Annotated in this window: 17 protein-coding genes; 13 read left to right on the top strand and 4 right to left on the bottom strand. The window is 63.8% G+C overall.

Annotation, left to right across the window (positions count from 1 at the left end; genetic code table 11):
- Positions 1-133: 133 nt before the first annotated feature.
- The 3 genes from ACI3GR_RS16670 to phnF all read right to left on the bottom strand — a co-directional run bounded on the left by ACI3GR_RS16670 (position 134) and on the right by phnF (position 3,676).
- A complete protein-coding gene (locus tag ACI3GR_RS16670) occupies positions 134-1,333 on the bottom strand; it encodes a glycerophosphodiester phosphodiesterase family protein (RefSeq protein ID WP_407496200.1) in 1,200 nt (399 codons plus the stop codon).
- Between the two features lie 113 nt (positions 1,334-1,446).
- Positions 1,447-2,631, bottom strand: coding sequence for an alpha-D-ribose 1-methylphosphonate 5-triphosphate diphosphatase (locus tag ACI3GR_RS16665; RefSeq protein ID WP_407496199.1), 1,185 nt, complete (start codon positions 2,629-2,631; stop codon positions 1,447-1,449).
- A gap of 304 nt (positions 2,632-2,935) precedes the next feature.
- Entirely contained in the window at positions 2,936-3,676 is a 741-nt protein-coding gene (gene phnF, locus ACI3GR_RS16660) for a phosphonate metabolism transcriptional regulator PhnF (RefSeq protein WP_407496197.1), read from the bottom strand.
- 97 nt (positions 3,677-3,773) lie between these two features.
- Here phnF and phnG point away from each other — a divergent pair, with 97 nt between their 5' ends.
- The 13 genes from phnG (at position 3,774) to ACI3GR_RS16595 (ending at position 17,140) form a co-directional block, all read left to right on the top strand.
- Entirely contained in the window at positions 3,774-4,229 is a 456-nt protein-coding gene (gene phnG / locus ACI3GR_RS16655; RefSeq protein ID WP_407496195.1) for a phosphonate C-P lyase system protein PhnG, read from the top strand.
- Entirely contained in the window at positions 4,229-4,792 is a 564-nt protein-coding gene (gene phnH, locus ACI3GR_RS16650; protein ID WP_407496193.1) for a phosphonate C-P lyase system protein PhnH, read from the top strand. Before phnG ends, phnH begins: the two co-directional genes overlap by 1 nt.
- Positions 4,792-5,886, top strand: coding sequence for a carbon-phosphorus lyase complex subunit (locus tag ACI3GR_RS16645; protein WP_407496191.1), 1,095 nt, complete (start codon positions 4,792-4,794; stop codon positions 5,884-5,886). Before phnH ends, ACI3GR_RS16645 begins: the two co-directional genes overlap by 1 nt.
- 76 nt (positions 5,887-5,962) lie before the next feature.
- Complete coding sequence (locus ACI3GR_RS16640) at positions 5,963-6,829, top strand: alpha-D-ribose 1-methylphosphonate 5-phosphate C-P-lyase PhnJ (protein ID WP_407496190.1); 867 nt, start codon at positions 5,963-5,965, stop codon at positions 6,827-6,829.
- A complete protein-coding gene (phnK, locus tag ACI3GR_RS16635; RefSeq protein ID WP_407496188.1) occupies positions 6,826-7,602 on the top strand; it encodes a phosphonate C-P lyase system protein PhnK in 777 nt (258 codons plus the stop codon). Before ACI3GR_RS16640 ends, phnK begins: the two co-directional genes overlap by 4 nt.
- A gap of 201 nt (positions 7,603-7,803) precedes the next feature.
- Positions 7,804-8,487 (top strand): phosphonate C-P lyase system protein PhnL, encoded by a 684-nt coding sequence (gene phnL, locus ACI3GR_RS16630; RefSeq protein ID WP_407496186.1) that lies wholly within the window; start codon positions 7,804-7,806, stop codon positions 8,485-8,487.
- Entirely contained in the window at positions 8,484-9,041 is a 558-nt protein-coding gene (phnN, locus tag ACI3GR_RS16625; RefSeq protein ID WP_407496184.1) for a phosphonate metabolism protein/1,5-bisphosphokinase (PRPP-forming) PhnN, read from the top strand. Before phnL ends, phnN begins: the two co-directional genes overlap by 4 nt.
- A complete protein-coding gene (locus ACI3GR_RS16620; protein ID WP_407496183.1) occupies positions 9,038-10,192 on the top strand; it encodes an alpha-D-ribose 1-methylphosphonate 5-triphosphate diphosphatase in 1,155 nt (384 codons plus the stop codon). Before phnN ends, ACI3GR_RS16620 begins: the two co-directional genes overlap by 4 nt.
- 292 nt (positions 10,193-10,484) lie before the next feature.
- A complete protein-coding gene (locus ACI3GR_RS16615) occupies positions 10,485-12,929 on the top strand; it encodes a heavy metal translocating P-type ATPase (RefSeq protein WP_407496181.1) in 2,445 nt (814 codons plus the stop codon).
- Between the two features lie 132 nt (positions 12,930-13,061).
- Positions 13,062-14,069: a TRAP transporter substrate-binding protein DctP gene (dctP, locus tag ACI3GR_RS16610; RefSeq protein ID WP_407496179.1), complete on the top strand. Its 1,008-nt coding sequence runs from the start codon at positions 13,062-13,064 to the stop codon at positions 14,067-14,069.
- A gap of 100 nt (positions 14,070-14,169) precedes the next feature.
- Positions 14,170-14,799 (top strand): TRAP transporter small permease subunit, encoded by a 630-nt coding sequence (locus ACI3GR_RS16605; protein ID WP_407496177.1) that lies wholly within the window; start codon positions 14,170-14,172, stop codon positions 14,797-14,799.
- Positions 14,800-14,810: 11 nt separating this feature from the next.
- Positions 14,811-16,214, top strand: a complete 1,404-nt coding sequence (locus tag ACI3GR_RS16600; protein ID WP_407496175.1) for a TRAP transporter large permease — start codon at positions 14,811-14,813, stop codon at positions 16,212-16,214.
- Positions 16,215-16,390: 176 nt separating this feature from the next.
- On the top strand, positions 16,391-17,140 hold the full coding sequence (locus ACI3GR_RS16595; RefSeq protein ID WP_407496174.1) for a class I SAM-dependent methyltransferase: 750 nt from the start codon (positions 16,391-16,393) through the stop codon (positions 17,138-17,140).
- Between the two features lie 124 nt (positions 17,141-17,264).
- Here ACI3GR_RS16595 and ACI3GR_RS16590 read toward each other — a convergent pair whose 3' ends face one another.
- A complete protein-coding gene (locus tag ACI3GR_RS16590) occupies positions 17,265-17,825 on the bottom strand; it encodes an rRNA large subunit pseudouridine synthase E (protein ID WP_407496172.1) in 561 nt (186 codons plus the stop codon).
- Positions 17,826-17,858 lie beyond the last annotated feature (33 nt).

The following is a 17,858-nucleotide window of genomic DNA, read 5'->3' as shown; positions in this document are numbered from 1 at the left end:
GCTGTCTGCCCCCAAACCATGACCTTTTATTGGGGGCTGTCTGCCCCCAAACCCCCGAGAGTACTTCTGGAAAGATGAATAAAGGAAAAGGGGCGGCTGGTGGGCCGCCCCTTTCTGGTTCTTTGATACGGGCTTAGAGGCCCATGCAGTTCGCGTAATAGGTCACAGTCGCGGGCCAGTCGGAGAAGACGCCTTCGACGCCCACGTCCTGCGCCAGAACGTCCAGCACCTGCAGGTAGTCACTGTCTTGTTCGATGGCCGGGGTGACCGAACGGTAGTACCAGCCGCCGCCCGAGGCCAGCGGGCCAGAGCGTTCCAGCGTCCATGCGATCAGCTTCAGGTCGGCCTCTTTCGCGGCACGGGCGAAGTTCGACGCCGCGATCTGGTCGCCGTCCAGCGTGACCATCATGTTGATCGACGGGGCGAGGTAGTTGACGCCCTGCGCCTTCAGGTCTGCGAAATCCCAGTTCCAGGTTTCGGCGTCCTGTTCGTTGAACCCGTCGTACCATTCGACAAGGAAGACAGCCTGTTCGCCGAACTCCGGCTCGGCCTTGATCCAGTAGAGCACGTCGTCGAGGTTGAAGCTTTGTGCCCAGACGTCCGACGCCGGGATGCCCGCGGCCTTGTACTCGTCGATCATCTTCTGGGCGTAGTCTTCTTGGCTGAAGCCGTCGAAGGGCATCTCGACCGAGGGGGATTTCAGTTCAGGCGTGAACTTTGCGCCAAGCGATTTGAACAGCTCGATCGACTCGGCGTGGGTCATCAGGGTGCCGGTGGTCGAATAAAGATCGGTGCGCCAGTTGGCGGTGCCGTTCATGTACTCCTCGACCGACGTACCCATCTTGTTGGCGGCGTCCATCTTGCCATTCAGCGTGCGGTATTCGGCCAGCGTGATGTCAGAGGTCCGGCATTCCGCAGCGGCCGGGGTATCGCCCGACGCGGGTGTGAAGGGCGTGGTGCATTTGCTGCCCAGATCGGTCGCAAGGATGTTGGTCGTGGTGTGCAGATCGTTCTGCGCGTGGCGGCAGACCAGTTCCTTGTCGGCGGTGAAGGTCACGTCGCACTCTAAGATGCCAGCGCCCATGCGCGCGGCGGCGACGTTCGATTCAACCGTATGCTCGGGGAACATCAGCGGCGCGCCGCGGTGACCGATTGAGAAGTCGGATTTAGCGAAGGGACCTTCGCAGGCCATCAGCTTGGACTTCAGATCACCCTCCGGCAAGCCGTCGGCCAGATACATCGGGCGGGGCCCGATCTGAACGTCGGCAAGGGCGGGTGCGGCAAGAACAGAGGCCGCGGCAATCGCAAAGAGTTTCGAAGAACAGGTCGTCATGTGGAGCTTCCTTTGATGAATACCTCCACCCCTTTTGCGCGTGCTTCGCGACGGTTTGCTGACGATTGGCTTACAGTTTGGCGACGCTGATGTGACAGCGATTTGACAGGCGTCTATTCCGCCGCCAGCTGCGTCATGCCCATCGTGGCGAAGGCCAGTCGGTGCGCGGCCTCTCCGCCCATATAGGTGATGCGCCCTGCGGCAATCGTTGCTTCGATCACGCGGGTTTCGGCGTTCACGATGGTCAGGTCCGCGCGGCGGCCCGGGTCTAGCCGGCCCCGGTCGGGCATGCGCAGGATTTGCGCGGGCGTTTCCGAAATCATTGCCCAGGCGCGGGGCAGGTCCATCACCCCCTGATCCACCAGATGAAAGGCAGCCAGATGAAGTGCGGGGTAGTAGTAGTCCGACACCAGCACATCGCAAAGGCCCGCGCGGATCAGGTCTTCGGCCTTGATGTTTCCGGACTGCGATCCGCCGCGCACGACGTTTGGCGCGCCCATCAGAACCGGGTCGCCCACGGCGCGGGCCAGCGCGGCGGCCGCGCGCGAGGTGGGGAATTCGCTGATCTTCGCGCCGATCATCGAAAACGTCTCGCGCGTTTCGCCGTCGGGGTCGTCATGGCTGCCGTAGATCACGCCCATGTCGTCAAAGCGTTCGGCCAGACGACATAAGTAGCGCGGCACCTGATGTTTCTGACGGTGCGCGTCCTTGATGATGGCAAGGTGTTCTTCGGTCGTGCGGCCCGCGCCCTTGGCCCATGCGTACAGCTCTTCCGGGCGGTGGGCGGCGATATGATCGGCCTGATCCAGGTGATCGTTGAAGACGACATAGTCGATCCCGAAGGTCTCAATCGCCGAGAGCAGGCGGTCGCCGGTCTCGACGGTGTGAGTTTCGCACCGGATTTGCATCCGCAGGTCGGTCAGGGACTGGACGCGATAGCTGTCCATCGCGCGCATCATCTGGATGGCATAATCGGGGCCGCGGTGGCCGCCTTCCCAGCTCCAGCTTTGGGCAAGGTAAGCGGTGGTGATCCCGTTTGCCGCCGCATCGCGGTCGGTAGCGCGCAGACCGGTGTCCATCTGAAAGGGGGCAGAGGCGCGCGGGCGGGTGTGGCGTTCAAAGGCGTCGCCGTGCAGATCAATGATGCCGGGCAGGATCAGATAGCCGCTCAGATCGACCTCGGGCAGGGGGCCACGGGTGATCCGGCCCTCGGCGATGGCGATGGAACGCGACTGCATCTCTCCGTCGCGGAGGATATCGGCGCCGGTGAAGCGCAGAGCGGGGAGCGTATGGGGCATGGGATCAGCCTGCTCGTTACGTTTTGCCTGTGGATAAGCGATTCTTGTGTCGGGCAGGTGACATTGGGGAAGGTGAGATGAGTGATGAAGTGGGGAGCGACGCGTCCAAGTGCTAGATTGGCGCGGCGAGGTCGTGGCGGAGGGCAGGGATCGAACGCGGGTGCCGCCCAGGGGGGCGGCCCCCTCTCAGGCGATTGCTGCGCAATCCCTTGCCGGGCAATGGGGCGCTGCCCGGCGTGATCGCTGGGCGGGACATTTGATCGGCGTAACTCTAAGATCTAAGCGGTCGCGGCGCGCCGACCTCTCAACTGTCCCCGATGCTCAGCGTCACCCGATCGCCCGCAAACCACGTCCGTCCGTATTCCACCGGCGTGCCGTCCGGGGCGAGGCTAATCGACACGGTGCGCAGCGCGGGCTCGCCTTCCCGGCATTGCAGATGCAGGGCCAGCGTGGCGGTGGCGCGTTCCGCCGTGATGCGGGTGGAGGCGCGGGTGTAGTCCGAAATCCCGCAGGCTTTCAGCGCCTTGGTAACAGATGTCGTGCGGTCCAGGTGGGCGGGCATGTCGGGCAGGCGTTCAGCGGGAAAGACGGAGGTGAAATAGGCAATCGGCGTGTCGTCGGCGAGGCTCAGCCCCTCGCTGACATGGACCGGGGCGCCTGCAGGCAGCTTCAGCGCCTCGGCTTCTTCGGTGTCGGCGGCGCGCGTGACCTGCGTCAGGATTTTGCGGCTGGGCAGGCGTCCGGCGGCGCGGATGTTCTGGTGAAACCGGACGCGGCTGCCGATGGGATAGGTCGTTGGCCGCTGGCGCACGAAGACACCTGCGCCACGCCGTGATAGCACCAGCCCCTGATCCGCCAGTTCGGCCAAGGCCCGCCGGATCGTGTGGCGGTTCACCCCGAAGCGGGCGGAAAGCTGGGATTCCGTCGGAAGCTGATCGCCGGGCGCGTATCTGCCCTGCGCCAAATCTTCGGTCAAAGAGGCTGTAATGGATTGCCACAGCGGCGTTTTCTTGGCCGAGCCTTGGGGTGCGTCAGGGGGTGTCATGAAAATTTCACCTTAAGGGATCTTGAGACTCGGGGCCGTTATGGCGTAATACTTGTCTAGTTGTATAGTAAATTAGACAACTCGGCAAGGTGTCTAGATGAAAGACTTCACAAGAGATGAGACCGCGGATCGCAAGGCGTGGATGGGGCTGCTGGCCCGGTCTGACGCGGCGGATGTGCTGGCGCTATGGGATCAGGCGGACTTGGCCACCGATCACCAGTGGCTGCGCGCGCCCGAGGTGGGCGGCGTCATGGTTCGGGGACGGGCAGGCGCGACCGGCGCGGCGTTTAATCTGGGCGAGATGACGGTGACCCGCTGTGCGCTGAAGCTGGCGGATGGCCGGGTCGGTCATGCGATGGTGCAGGGCCGTGACAAGCGCAAGGCCGAGGTCGCGGCTCTTTGCGATGCCCTGATGCAGGGGGCAGAGGCCGACGCGGTGCGGGACGCCATTCTGACCCCGCTTGCAGATATGGCACAGGCACGCCGTGCGGCACGGGCCGCGCGGGCGGCGGCGACCAAGGTTGATTTCTTTACCATGGTGCGGGGGGAGTGATGGAGACGTTGGCTTTAGAGGGCGGATTTCAGGACGGGCCCCGCGACGCGGCGTTTGCCTTTCGCGCCGCGATGGAATGCATGGCACGTCCCGGTCGGATCGATCGGGTCACCGGCGGACAGGGGCCAGAGCCGCTGTCGGTCGCGGCCTCGGTTCTGGTGCTGACGCTGTGCGACTCGGAAACGCCGGTGCATCTGGCGGGCGCGGTGGACTGCGCCCCGGTGCGCGACTGGATCACTTTCCACACCGGCGCGCCGCTTGTTGGCCCCTCTCACGCGATGTTCGCCATCGGCGGATGGAATGACCTGCTGCCGTTGGAGCGGTTCGCGGTGGGTACATCGGAATACCCCGACCGGTCGGCCACGCTGATCGTCGAGGTACCAGAGCTGGAGGCCAAAGGTGCCACGCTCTCAGGTCCGGGCATCAAGGACACGGCGACGCTTTCACTGCCGGACGTCGCGCCGTTCCAAGCCAACCGGGCGCTGTTTCCGCTTGGCCTCGATTTCTACTTCACTTGCGGCGACCGCCTAGCGGCGCTGCCCCGATCGACGGTGTTGCGCTGATGTATGTGGCTGTGAAGGGTGGCGAACGCGCAATCGATAATGCGCATGACTGGCTGGCCGAAGAACGGCGCGGGGACCTGTCGGTGGCAGAGCTGACCGTGCCGCAAATCCGTGAACAGCTGTCCTTGGCCGTGAACCGCGTGATGGCCGAAGGGTCGATGTATGACCCTGATCTGGCCGCGCTGGCGATTAAACAGGCGCGTGGCGACCTGATCGAAGCGATCTTCTTGATCCGCGCCTATCGCACCACGTTGCCTCGGTTCGGGTATTCGGAGCCTGTGGACACGGGCGCGATGGCCTGTGACCGCCGAATCTCGGCCACGTTCAAGGACGCGCCGGGGGGGCAGGTGCTGGGGCCTACCTTTGACTATTCTCACCGGCTGCTGGATTTCGCGCTGGATGCCGAGGGGTTGGAGCGTCCGGTCGCGGCAGAGGCCGAGCCGATGGCCGAAGAGGTCCCGCATGTCACCGATTTCCTGAACCGCGAAGGTCTGATCCAGACCGAGGTGCAGCCCGACGACGACACGCCCCCGGACCTGACCCGCGAGCCGCTGGAATTGCCCGCAGGCCGCCCCTTGCGGTTGCAGGCCCTGTCGCGCGGGGACGAAGGCTTCGTGCTGGGCATGGCCTATTCGACGCAGCGCGGCTACGGGCGCAACCATCCTTTTGTGGGCGAATTGCGCATCGGCACCGTCCCGGTCGAGGTCGAGATCCCCGAGCTGGGGTTCGCGATCGAGGTGGGCGAAGTGGTGCTAAGCGAATGTGAGACGGTGAACCAATTCGTCGGATCGAAGACAGAGCCCGCGCAGTTCACCCGCGGCTATGGGCTGGTCTTTGGGCAATCGGAACGCAAGGCGATTTCGATGGCCTTGGTCGACCGGGCGCTGCGGTGGGAAGAGCTGGGCGAAGACAACGCAGGCGTCCCCGCGCAGGACGAAGAATTCGTTTTGTATCATAGCGATAACATTCAGGCGACGGGGTTCCTGGAGCATATCAAGCTGCCCCATTACGTCGATTTCCAGTCAGAGCTGGAGCTGATCCGAAAGCTGCGCCGTGAAGCGGGCGAGGATGTGGTGCGGGAGGCGGCGGAATGAGGGCGTTGGTGCGCTTGGGTGCGTCGGATGCCTCCGGCGGGAGTATTTCGGGAAAGATGAACAAGGGGGCGGTGCGATGAGCGGTGAAGCCTATAACTTTGCCTATCTGGATGAGCAGACGAAGCGGATGATCCGCCGCGCGATCCTGAAGGGTCTGGCGATCCCCGGGTACCAGGTGCCCTTTGCCAGCCGTGAGATGCCGATGCCTTATGGCTGGGGCACGGGCGGCGTGCAGGTGTCGGCGGCGACGCTGACGCCGGACGATACGTTCAAGGTCATCGATCAGGGGGCGGATGATACGACCAACGCTGTGTCGATCCGGAAGTTCTTTGAGAAGACCGCGCAGATCGCCGTGACCGAGAAGACGGCGGAGGCGACGGTGATCCAGACCCGTCACCGTATCCCGGAAGAACCGCTGCGCGAAGGGCAGGTGCTGGTCTATCAGGTGCCGATCCCGGAGCCGTTGCGGTTTCTGGAGCCCTCGGAGGTCGAGACCCGCAAGATGCATGCGCTGGAAGAATACGGGCTGATGCATGTGAAGCTGTATGAGGACATCGCGCGGCACGGGCATATCGCGACCTCTTACGCCTATCCGGTGAAGGTCGAGGGGCGCTATGTCATGGACCCGTCGCCGATCCCCAAGTTCGACAATCCCAAGATGGAGATGGCCGCCGTGCAATTGTTCGGCGCGGGTCGGGAACAGCGGATTTATGCGCTGCCGCCCTATACTCAGGTGGTGTCGCTGGATTTTGAGGATCATCCCTTTGATCCGTCCAAGGCCGAGCATCCCTGCGACATGTGCGCGGCGACCGACAGCTATCTGGACGAGGTCATCATCGACGATCAGGGCGGGCGGATGTTCGTCTGTTCCGACACGGATTACTGCGCCGGGCGGCAGGCCGATGGCCACCGCGGGCGACTAGCGGCGGAGGATGCGGCATGAGCGTTTCACCCCTTTTGTCAGTGCGCAACGTGGCCAAGTTTTATGGTCCGCGCGTGGGCTGTACCGATGTGTCGTTTGACCTGTGGCCCGGAGAGGTCATGGGGATCGTAGGCGAAAGCGGATCAGGTAAGACGACCTTGTTGAACTGTCTGGCGGGGCAGTTGTCGCCGGATCGGGGCGAGGTTTTGTTCGACACCCGCACTGACGGTATGCGCGACACGCTGAAGATGAGCGAGCCTGAGCGGCGGATGCTGCGGCGCACCGACTGGGCCTTTGTGCATCAGCATGCGCATGAAGGGCTGCGGATGAATGTCTCGGCCGGTGGTAACGTGGGTGAGCGGCTGATGGCCGTGGGCGCGCGGAACTACGGCGATATTCGCGACAAGGCGACCGACTGGCTGGGGCGGGTCGAGATTTCGGAAGATCGGATTGATGATCGGCCTACGGCGTTCTCGGGCGGGATGCGGCAGCGGTTGCAGATTGCGCGGAACCTCGTGACCGGGCCGCGGCTGGTGTTCATGGATGAGCCGACGGGCGGTCTGGATGTCTCCGTTCAGGCGCGGCTGCTCGATCTGCTGCGCGGGCTGGTGCGGGAAATGGGGCTGTCGGCGATCATCGTGACTCACGATCTGGCGGTGGTGCGGTTATTGGCGGATCGGCTGATGGTGATGAAAGGCGGTCACGTGGTCGAGGCCGGGCTGACCGATCAGGTTCTGGACGATCCGCAGCATGGGTATACCCAGCTGCTGGTATCGAGCGTGTTGCAGGTATGAGCGGCGTGGTGCCGGAGGGCGGCGCATGTCCGCGGAGGGACGCAGTTTCGGCTGTGGTCCATGCTTTATCGTGTCGTGGTCGCGCGACATACAATCGTCTCGCGCGTGTCGAATTAGCGCCCGTCCGGGGGGCGGACGTGCGCTGCCCGGGACGCTTCGCGTCCGCATCGGGCTGGGTGCATTGTGCAGAGGGAAACTGACATGATCCGTATCGAAAACCTCTCGAAAACTTTCACGCTGCACAATCAGGGTGGCGCGGTGATCCCGGTGATGACCGGTGCGCATCTGAACGTCGCCAAGGGCGAATGCGTTGCGCTGACCGGCGCGTCGGGGTCGGGGAAATCCACGCTGATGCGCATGATCTACGGCAATTACCTTGCCGCCTCGGGTCACATCTGGATTGGCGAGACAGACGTCGCCGCCGCCCAACCGCGAGAGATCCTTGAGCTGCGCAAACATACCCTCGGCTACGTCAGTCAGTTCCTGCGCGTGGTGCCTCGGGTGCCGACGATAGAGGTGGTGGCCGAACCGCTCCTCCGTGTTGGGGTGGAGCGCGAGACGGCGCTGGGGCGGGCTCGTGACTTGCTGGGGCAACTCAATATCCCCGAAACGCTCTGGTCGCTTAGCCCGACGACATTCTCGGGCGGGGAACAGCAGCGGGTGAACATCGCGCGGGGCTTTGCTCATACTTATCCGGCGATGCTTTTGGATGAGCCCACCGCCAGCCTCGATGCAACGAACCGTGAAGTCGTGCTGTTCCTGATCGAAGAGGCTAAGGCCCGCGGCGCGGCGATCATCGGCATATTCCATGACGAGGCCGCGCGGGATCGTGTTTGTGACCGGGTCGTCGATGTCACCGGGTTTTCACCCGCGCGGGCGGCATGAGCGGGCGGCTTTACGCCATTGTCGGGCCTTCGGGCGTCGGCAAGGATAGCGTGATGCAGGCCGTCGCGGCCGCGCGGCCGGATGTTGCCCTTGTGCGGCGGGTCATTACGCGGGCCGAGACTGCCGGAGGCGAGGATTTCGAAGGGGTCAGTGATGAGACCTTCGAGGCGCGGGTGCAGGCGGGCGACTTTGCGCTGCATTGGGCGGCGCATGGGTTGCGTTACGGGGTGCCGCGTGCGGTCGACGATCTGCTGGCCAGCGGGCGGCCCGTTTTGGTGAACCTGTCGCGCGCGGTTTTGCCAGCGGCGCAGGCGCGGTTTGCGGACTTCACGGTGCTGGCCCTGACTGCGCCGGCGCAGGTGCTGGCCAAACGCCTCGCACTGCGGGGTCGGGAAACCGAAGAGGATATCGCGCGGCGTCTGGCCCGCGCGGATGACGCGCTGCCCGACGGATTGGACCACGTGGTCACAATCGACAACGGCGGCGCATTGGAGAATACAGTGGCGACGGTGCTGAGCGTACTGGCGTCCGAGATGACGGAAGCAGAGACATGAAAGACTTGGGCAACCAGAGCGAAACCATCCTGACCAACGCGCAGCTTGTCCTGCCCGGAGAGGTCATCACGGGCCATATCGTCCTGCGCGATGGTCATGTGGCAGAGATCGGTGAAGGGGCCGCACGGGGTGGTCTGGACTGTGGCAGTGACTTTGTCGCGCCGGGGCTGGTCGAGTTGCACACCGACAACCTAGAGCGTCACATGCAGCCGCGTCCGGGGGTCAATTGGCCCCACTCTGCCGCCATCGTCGGCCATGATCGGGAGCTTGCGGGCTGCGGGATCACGACCGTTTTCGATGCGATCCGCGTCGGCTCGATCGTGTCGGACGAGAAAAAGCGATACGGCAAATACGCACGCGCCATGGCGGATGAGATCCTGTCGATGCAGGCGCAGGGGGCTTTGCGCATCAGTCACCGCATCCACCTGCGGGCCGAGACCTGTTCCGAGACGCTGTTGGAAGAGCTGGCCGAATTCGGGCCCGAAGATCGCGTGGGGATCGTATCGCTGATGGATCACACGCCGGGGCAGCGTCAGTTCCGCGATATCAGCAAGTTCGAAGATTACGTCTGCGGCAAGCACGGTTTCTCGAAAGAGGGGTTCGGCGAATATTGCGATTTCCTGACCGGGTTGCACGACCGTCTGGGTGACGCACATGAGGCCGGGGCGGTCGCCGCCGCCAACCGCTATGGCGCGGTGCTGGCCAGCCACGACGACACCACCGCGGATCAGGTGGCGGTATCCGCTGGCCACGGTATCCGCATGGCCGAATTCCCCACGACGGTCGAAGCCGCGCGCGCCTGTCACGCACACAACATCCAGACGATCATGGGCGCGCCCAACCTTGTGCGCGGTGGATCGCATTCCGGCAATGTCGCGGCGAAGGAATTGGCCGAGCTGGACCTGCTGGACATCCTGTCGTCGGATTATGTGCCCGCCGCGCTGTTGCTGGGGGCCGTCCAGTTGGGTGAGATGTGGGGCGACATGGCGCGGGGCATGGCGACGGTGACCTCTGGCCCTGCGCGGGCGTCGGGACTGAAGGATCGCGGGATGTTGGAGCCGGGCCAGCGCGCGGATGTGATCCGCTTTGGCATGGTCGGCGGCGTTCCGGGCCTGCGTGGCGTCTGGGTGCAGGGCGAAAGGGTGGCCTAGGCACTGGAGCAACGTCCTGCGGAATGTGTGTCACGTAGGTTTTCTGTTTGGCCCGGCGGTAACGCCGGGCTGCGACCCGTTGCCCGACGGGGGGAGTGCAAAGCAATCGTCCGACAGGGGCCGCCCCCAAGGGGCGGCGCAGCCCTTTGTTGTCCTGACCCTCCGACGGATAACGCGTTCGGCCATGCTTAACGTGCCGGCCGCCATCCACCCGATGCATGCCCGCTGCGACGCCACCGCCCCTTGACGTTTCCCCTGCCTGCGCTTTTCTGCACAGGGAAAGGCGCCGCCCATGAACATTCAGACCGCAGATACCCCGACCCATGACCACAAGCTAAAGCTTGAGGTCACCAAACTGTCTTGCGCGGGCTGTGTCCGCCGGGCCGAAACCGCGTTGAACGGGGCTGGGGGCGTGACGGGTGCTTTGGTCAACCTCGCCACGCGCAAGGCCGAGGTGCATCACGATGGCACGCTGACCGCCGCACAGGCGGCGGAGGCGCTGGCCAAGGCGGGCTATCCCGCGGCCAAGGATGACATCACACTGGATATTGACGGGGCGACCTGTGCCTCGTGCTCTCGCCGGATCGAAACTGCGCTGAACAACGTGCCCGGGGTGATCGAGGGGACGTTCAACCTTGCCAATCACCGCGCGCGGGTGCGCTATTACGCTGGTGCGGTGAAGCCGCGTGATCTGACGGATGCGGTACGCGCGGCAGGCTATGACGCCGCCATCGCCGAAGAGGGGCAGGAAGATACCAGCCTTGCCCGACAACAGGCGGAAATCGCCGGGCTGAAACGCGACACGCTGATCGCGGGGGCGCTGACCCTGCCGGTTGTGATCCTTGCCATGGGCGGTCACCTGATCCCGGCATTCCACATGTGGATGATGCAGACACTGGGCATGACGACGGTCAACGTGATCCAGTTCGCGCTGACAACGATCGTTCTGGCATGGCCCGGGCGGCGCTTCTTCCGCGCCGGACTGCCCGCCCTACGTCACCTCGCGCCCGAGATGAATGCGCTGGTGGTCGTCGGGACCTCGGCCGCGTGGCTGTATTCCACCGTGGCGACCTTTGGCCCGGGTCTGCTGCCTGCAGGCGCGGCGGATGTCTATTTCGAAGCCGCCGCCGTGATCGTCACCCTGATCCTTGCTGGCCGCTGGATGGAGGCACGGGCACGGGGGCAGGCTGGGGCCGCGATCCGGGCGCTGGCAGGGCTTCAGGTGCGCGAAGCGCGGCTGCGGGATGGCGACAGCGACCGCATGGTGCCTGTGTCCGAGCTGAGCGAGGGGGACGAGATCATCATCCGTCCCGGAGAACGCCTGCCCGTGGATGGTGAGGTGATCGAGGGTCGGTCCGAAGTTGATGAGAGCATGGTGACGGGTGAACCGATCCCAGCCTCGCGCGGCGAAGGCGACGCGGTCGTCGGCGGCACCGTCAACGGAACGGGCGTTCTGGTCGTGCGCGCCACTGCGACCGGAGAGGGGACCGTGTTGTCGCAAATCCTGCGCGCGGTCGAAGATGCGCAGGGCGCCAAGCTGCCAGTACAATCGTTGGTGGACCGGATCGCCGGGGTCTTTGTTCCGGTGGTGATCGGCATCGCCTTGGCCGTGTTCATCGGTTGGTGGGCGTTTGGGGGCAGCTTGCCCATGGCGGTGACGGCGGCAGTGGCCGTTCTGGTTGTCGCGTGCCCTTGTGCCATGGGTCTGGCCGTTCCGGTGTCGATCATGGTGGGCACGGGACGCGGGTCCGAACTGGGCGTTCTGTTCCGTCGGGGCGACGCGCTGCAGATGCTGTCAGGGGTCAAGGTTGTGGCCTTTGATAAGACCGGCACATTGACCAAAGGGCGGCCCGTGCTGACCGGGGTTGAGGGCGAAGACCTTGCCCAGATCGCCGGGATCGAGGCGCAGTCAGAACACGCCATCGCCCGCGCCATCGTGACGGGCGCGCAGGACCGTGGGCTAACCCTGCCCAAGCCGCAAAGCGTTCAGGCCGACGCGGGTCTGGGGCTAAGCGGAGAGGTCGGTGGCCAGACCTACCGCATCGGCAATCGCGATTACGTAACGGGCGTTCTGCCTGATGCTCTGGCGCAGGCCGAGGCAGAGTGGACATCCCAAGGCCGTACGGTCGTCTATGCGGAACGCGATGGAGCCGTCATCGCCGTGCTGGCCGTCTCGGACGAGGTCAAGCCAGAGGCTAAGACGGTGATCGACGCGCTGCATAACGCGGGTCGCAAGGTGGTTATGATCACCGGCGACAGTCAGGCCGCGGCGACGGCGGTGGCACAGACCCTTGGCATCGACGAGGTGCGTGCCGGGGTCAAACCGACCGAAAAGGCCGGGATCGTAGAGGCGCTGGCACAACAGGGCCGCGTGGCCTTTGCCGGGGACGGGATCAACGACGCGCCTGCGCTGGCGGCGGCGGATGTGGGCATTGCCATGGGGTCGGGGACCGATGTGGCGATGGATAGCGCAGATGTCGTTTTGATGTCGGGCGATTTGTCGGGCGTCATGTCTGCGATCCGACTGTCGGAAAAGACCATGGCGAACATCAAACAGAACCTGTTCTGGGCCTTCGCCTATAACGTCGCGCTGATTCCGGTGGCGGCGGGGTTGCTGGCACTGGCGGGTGGGCCGCTTTTGTCGCCGATGCTGGCCTCGGCAGCGATGGCGGCGTCGTCGATCCTTGTGGTTGGTAATGCGCTGCGGTTGAAGCGGGTCGGGGCTGCGCGGGGCTAAGGCCCGTGGCTTTGACCGATCTCTTGTGTCGATTGTTGCAAGGGCGGAATTGTTTTTCCCTTGCGGAATCTATTTCCGCCGTTAGATTTTTTGGCAACGGCCCGACCTGAGGCCGGACATGGGAGGAAAATCATGAAGAAGTACCTGCAAGGTGCGGCTGTTGCCGCATTGTCTGTTGCCATCGCCGCGCCAGTCATGGCCGACGAATGGAGCGTGTCCGTCTGGGGCAAGCCGCGCGTGTTCACCAGCCACATCGAAAAGCTGAACGAACTGCTGACGGAAAAGACCAACGGCGAATTCACACTGAACATCTCTTACGGTGGCCTGTCCAAAGCGCCTGAGAACCTTGACGGTATCTCGATCGGCGCGTTCGAGATGGCGCAGATCTGCGCCGGCTATCACCGGGATAAGAACCCCGCGCTGACCGTGCTTGAACTGCCCTTCATCGGCGTGAACACGCTGGAACAAGAAGTTGCCGTTTCCATGGCCGTCTATGGCACCGAAGCGGCAAAGGCCGACATGGATCGCTGGAACGCGATGCTGCTGATGCCGTCGCCGATGCCCCAGTACAACCTTGTTGGTAAGGGCGATGCGCCGAAAACTCTGGACGATTTCCAAGGGATGCGCGTCCGTGCAACCGGCGGTATCGGGCAGGCCTTCACCAAGGTGGGCGCTGTTCCGACCTCTGTGACCGCGACCGAAGCGTATAACGCCATGGAATCGGGCGTTGTGGACAGCGTGGCCTTTGCGCAGCACGCGCATCAGGCGTACCGCACGATCGACATGGGCACCTATTGGACGACCAACCTGAACCCCGGCACCGTGAACTGCCCGGTGGTGATGAGCAAGGACGCCTATGACGCCCTGTCGGACGAGCATAAAGAGGCGCTGAACAGCTCTGTTCAGGAAGCTCTGGATCATTACCTCGCGGAATACACCAAGGTGTACGACAAGTTTAACGCCGCGCTGGACGAAAAAGGCATCGAACGTGTGACCTATTCCGAAGATGATCTGGCCGCGTTCCGCGAAGCCGCCGCTGCTCCGATCCGCGAAGAATGGATCAAGGACATGTCTGCACAGGGCATTGCGGCACAAGAGCTGATTGATACGATGATGGGTGCGCTGAACGCGTCCAACTGATCCGATCCTGTCAGGCCCGTCCCGGCAAGTGCGGTTCATCCGCACTGTCCGGTGACGGGCCTTTCACCTTCTGAATGATCTCAAACGGGAAGGGCACGCAATGGCGGGCAGTTCACCAGTTCTCGAAGACGGATCGCTGCTTAGCCGCTTCGATACCCGTCTGCACAAGTTCGAGGGGTTTCTGGCCCTGATCTCGGGCCTTGCAGTTTTCATGCTGATGGTGCTGGCGGTTGTGTCCGTCAGTGGCCGAAACGGCTTTAATATGCCCCTGCCGGGCTATGTTGACTGGATCGAACAGCTTATGCCGGTGATCGCCTTCCTTGGAATCGCCTACACGCAGCGCGACGGTGGCCATATCCGCATGGATATCGTCGTCGGTCGGCTGAAAGGCCGGACGCTGTGGACGGCAGAGTTCATCACGACATTCGTGTCCTTGGTGCTCATGGTGCTTCTGATCTGGGGCAGCTGGGCGCATTTCCAGCGGTCTTTCGATTTCGCCGCGCCGATGTGGTCGCGCGACAGCACGATCGACATCGCCTTGCCGCTGTGGCCAGCCAAGCTTTTGGCCCCGGTGGCGTTTTCGGTTCTGGCCGTGCGGCTGGTGATCCAATTGATCGCCTATGCGCAGGGCCTGATCCGGGGGGGCACGCCCGTTGCGGTGCCATTGGTACAATCAGCCGCGGATCAAGCGGCAGAAGAGGCGATGCACGTCTCTGGCGCAGATAGCTGAGGGGCACGAGCATGGAACCTATTGATATCGGCCTATGGGTCTCGGGTTTTCTTCTGGTGATGGTGGTTCTTGGTATGCGCGTCGCATATGCGGCGGGCGTTGCGGGGCTGGTCGGCCTGATCTGGATTTTCTGGAACAAGTTCGGCTATGACCCCGACCGGTTCACCAAGGCCGTCGTCGTGGCAGTCAAGACGGCGGGGCAGGTGCCCCATTCCAAGGTCGCCTCTCAGGCGCTGTCGCTGATCCCCACGTTCATCCTGATCGGGTATCTGGCCTATTACGCAGGGCTGACCAAGGCGCTGTTCGAGGCCGCCAAGAAATGGGTCGGCTGGGTGCCGGGCGGGATGGCTGTTGCAACGGTGTTCGCGACCGCAGGCTTTGCGGCGGTGTCGGGCGCGTCTGTGGCGACCTCGGCCGTGTTTGCCCGGATCGCGATCCCCGAGATGTTGCAGGTGGGCTATGACAAACGCTTTGCCTCGGGCGTGGTGGCGGCAGCGGGGACGCTTGCGTCGCTGATCCCGCCGTCGGCCATTCTGGTGATATACGCCATCATCGTGGAACAGGACGTGGGCAAGCTGTTGCTGGCAGGGTTCATTCCCGGCGCGTTCTCGGCGATCATCTATGCGTCGCTGATCATCGGCATGGCGCTGACCCTGCCGAACTTCGGGCCGCCTGTGCGCGGGTTTACCTGGGGCGAGCGTCTAAAGGCCTTGCCGCCAGCCTTCCCGATCTTCTTCGTGATCTTCATCATCATCTTCTTCATCTACAACCCATTTGGCGGTGACGCCTGGGGCACGCCGACCGAAGGCGGTGCGCTTGGGGCCTTCGTGGTGTTCCTGATGGCGCTGTTACGCGGCATGCGGTGGACGCAGTTCAAGGACGCCCTGATGGAGACGGCCAAGCTGTCGGCGATGATCTTTACCATCGTCTGGGGCGTACTGATCTATGTCCGCTTCCTTGGCTTTGCGGACCTGCCGCGCGCCTTTTCTGGCTGGCTCACGTCGCTGGACCAGTCGCCGATGATGACGCTGGTGATGATCCTGCTGGCCTATGCGGTGCTGGGGATGTTCATGGATGCCATCGGGATGCTGCTGCTGACCCTGCCGGTGGTCTACCCGGCGGTCATGGCGCTGAACGGGGGCGAGATGGTGTCGGCTGCGGACAGCACCTTTGGCATGTCGGGACCGATGTGCGCGATCTGGTTCGGGATCTTGGTGGTGAAGATGGCAGAGTTCTGTTTGATCACGCCCCCGATTGGTCTGAACTGTTTCGTCGTCGCCGGTGTGCGGCCTGAGGTGTCGGTGCAGGACGTGTTCCGCGGCGTGACGCCCTTCTTCATCGCGGACGCGCTGACGATCGCGGGTCTGGTGGCCTTCCCGCAGATCGTGTTGTGGCTGCCATCCTTGGCGTCCTAGACCATAACGAAGGTCGCCCGGCGGAATTGCCGGGCGGCTCACTCTGCCGCGCTTTGGCCCCGCGTGGCACATGTGCCACGAAGCAGCGCACGCTCCGTTTCGCCATAAATTAACCCTTTTGCCTCAGCATGCTGCCCTAATCGAGCATGCGCCTATTGAGGAGAAGGGGTGCAATCATGATCAAAACAACAAAGACTTTTGCCCGGCATCTACGTCTGATGCGCTGGCGGGTGCGGCGTGCGTCGCGGCAGATGGATCGTGCGGTCTGGATGGGTATTCGGCAGGCAGCGCACATGACTGGCCTTCTGCGCCGGTTAGAGGCGCAGGCGGGGCCACGAACGCTTTGGCTGCGGTCGGTGCTGGCCAAGGCGGATTTCGACGATCTGGTGCGGCTGGACATGCCGTGGTGGACCTTTGACGCGGTCCGAGAGGTCGAGGCCTTTTTGCACAGCCGCCGCGATGCGCGGGTGTTCGAATGGGGCGCGGGGGCCAGCACGCTGTGGCTGGCCAAACGCGCCGGAGAGGTCGTGTCCATCACTCATGACGGCCCAGATTACGACCGTGTGCTGGACCGATTGGACACTTTCGCGCCGGTCACCTTGCGCCACGTGCCCGCGCAGGATGCGGGGTTGGTCGGGTCGAAACGGCGCGGGTTCACGGGCCAGCGGTTTGATCGCTATGTCCGCGCGATCCATGACGTTGAGGGCGAATTCGACCTGATCGTCATCGATGGCCGCGCCCGAGAGGCCTGTCTGGAAGAAGCCAAGGCGCGGCTGGCCCCGGGCGGGGTGATCCTGTTCGATGATTTCAAGCGGCGGCGGTATCGCAGTGCGGTGGCGGACAGCGGGTTGAAGGTGCATCGGTTCGATGGTTTGGCGGTTCGGCTGGCCCTGCCGGATTCGACGGTTCTGTTGTCGCGGGTCTGAGGACCGGGCAGGGCGGAGGGAGGGCGCTGCGCACTTGGCGCGGGGCGCCAATTCACCCGGGATATTTCGGGCAAGAGGATTATAGGGGGGCCGCGATGCCCTGTGGCGCGCAATCGGCGGGTCTTTAGGCGTCCCGCCATTGGCCGGGGGTCAGGCCATGCAGGCTCCAGTCGCCGATCCGGACGCGGATCAGGCGAAGGGTCGGGTGGCCGACGTGGGCTGTCATGCGGCGAACCTGCCGGTTTCGGCCTTCGGTCAGGGTCAGTTCGACCCAGCTATCGGGAATGGATTGGCGAACGCGGATTGGCGGGTTGCGCGGCCAAAGCCAGTCTGGCGCGTCGATGCGGCGGGCCTTGGCGGGCAGGGTGGGGCCGTCCTTCAGCGTGATGCCAGAGGCCAGCGCCTGAATCGCGGTGTCGTCGGGGATGCCTTCGACCTGCGCGAGGTAGGTTTTCGGCGCTTTGAATTTCGGATGAGAGATGCGGGCCTGCAGTCGGCCATCGCTGGTCAGGATCATCAGGCCTTCGCTGTCACGGTCCAGACGACCTGCGGGATAGACATGCGGCACATCGATGAAATTGGACAGGGTCGGGCGCGGCGATCCTTCGGTGCCTTTGTCGGTGAATTGCGACAGGCAATCGTAGGGCTTGTTGAACAGGATCGTGCGGGGGGCGGTGCGGGACATGGCAGCGGCCTAGCACCAGAAAAGCGCCCCGCC

This window comes from Pseudooceanicola aestuariicola, from assembly GCF_045763785.1.
Lineage (GTDB): Bacteria > Pseudomonadota > Alphaproteobacteria > Rhodobacterales > Rhodobacteraceae > Pseudooceanicola.
Note: the sequence above shows the minus strand (reverse complement) of the source record. Positions and strands in the feature narration are given on the sequence as shown.

Bases quoted from the DNA above. Each gene is read 5' to 3' on its own strand.
- ACI3GR_RS16670 (WP_407496200.1), bottom strand. From the start codon at position 1,333: ATGACGACCTGTTCTTCGAAACTCTTTGCGATTGCCGCGGCCTCTGTT.
- ACI3GR_RS16665 (WP_407496199.1), bottom strand. From the start codon at position 2,631: ATGCCCCATACGCTCCCCGCTCTGCGCTTCACCGGCGCCGATATCCTC.
- phnF (WP_407496197.1), bottom strand. From the start codon at position 3,676: ATGACACCCCCTGACGCACCCCAAGGCTCGGCCAAGAAAACGCCGCTG.
- phnG (WP_407496195.1), top strand. From the start codon at position 3,774: ATGAAAGACTTCACAAGAGATGAGACCGCGGATCGCAAGGCGTGGATG.
- phnH (WP_407496193.1), top strand. From the start codon at position 4,229: ATGGAGACGTTGGCTTTAGAGGGCGGATTTCAGGACGGGCCCCGCGAC.
- ACI3GR_RS16645 (WP_407496191.1), top strand. From the start codon at position 4,792: ATGTATGTGGCTGTGAAGGGTGGCGAACGCGCAATCGATAATGCGCAT.
- ACI3GR_RS16640 (WP_407496190.1), top strand. From the start codon at position 5,963: ATGAGCGGTGAAGCCTATAACTTTGCCTATCTGGATGAGCAGACGAAG.
- phnK (WP_407496188.1), top strand. From the start codon at position 6,826: ATGAGCGTTTCACCCCTTTTGTCAGTGCGCAACGTGGCCAAGTTTTAT.
- phnL (WP_407496186.1), top strand. From the start codon at position 7,804: ATGATCCGTATCGAAAACCTCTCGAAAACTTTCACGCTGCACAATCAG.
- phnN (WP_407496184.1), top strand. From the start codon at position 8,484: ATGAGCGGGCGGCTTTACGCCATTGTCGGGCCTTCGGGCGTCGGCAAG.
- ACI3GR_RS16620 (WP_407496183.1), top strand. From the start codon at position 9,038: ATGAAAGACTTGGGCAACCAGAGCGAAACCATCCTGACCAACGCGCAG.
- ACI3GR_RS16615 (WP_407496181.1), top strand. From the start codon at position 10,485: ATGAACATTCAGACCGCAGATACCCCGACCCATGACCACAAGCTAAAG.
- dctP (WP_407496179.1), top strand. From the start codon at position 13,062: ATGAAGAAGTACCTGCAAGGTGCGGCTGTTGCCGCATTGTCTGTTGCC.
- ACI3GR_RS16605 (WP_407496177.1), top strand. From the start codon at position 14,170: ATGGCGGGCAGTTCACCAGTTCTCGAAGACGGATCGCTGCTTAGCCGC.
- ACI3GR_RS16600 (WP_407496175.1), top strand. From the start codon at position 14,811: ATGGAACCTATTGATATCGGCCTATGGGTCTCGGGTTTTCTTCTGGTG.
- ACI3GR_RS16595 (WP_407496174.1), top strand. From the start codon at position 16,391: ATGATCAAAACAACAAAGACTTTTGCCCGGCATCTACGTCTGATGCGC.
- ACI3GR_RS16590 (WP_407496172.1), bottom strand. From the start codon at position 17,825: ATGTCCCGCACCGCCCCCCGCACGATCCTGTTCAACAAGCCCTACGAT.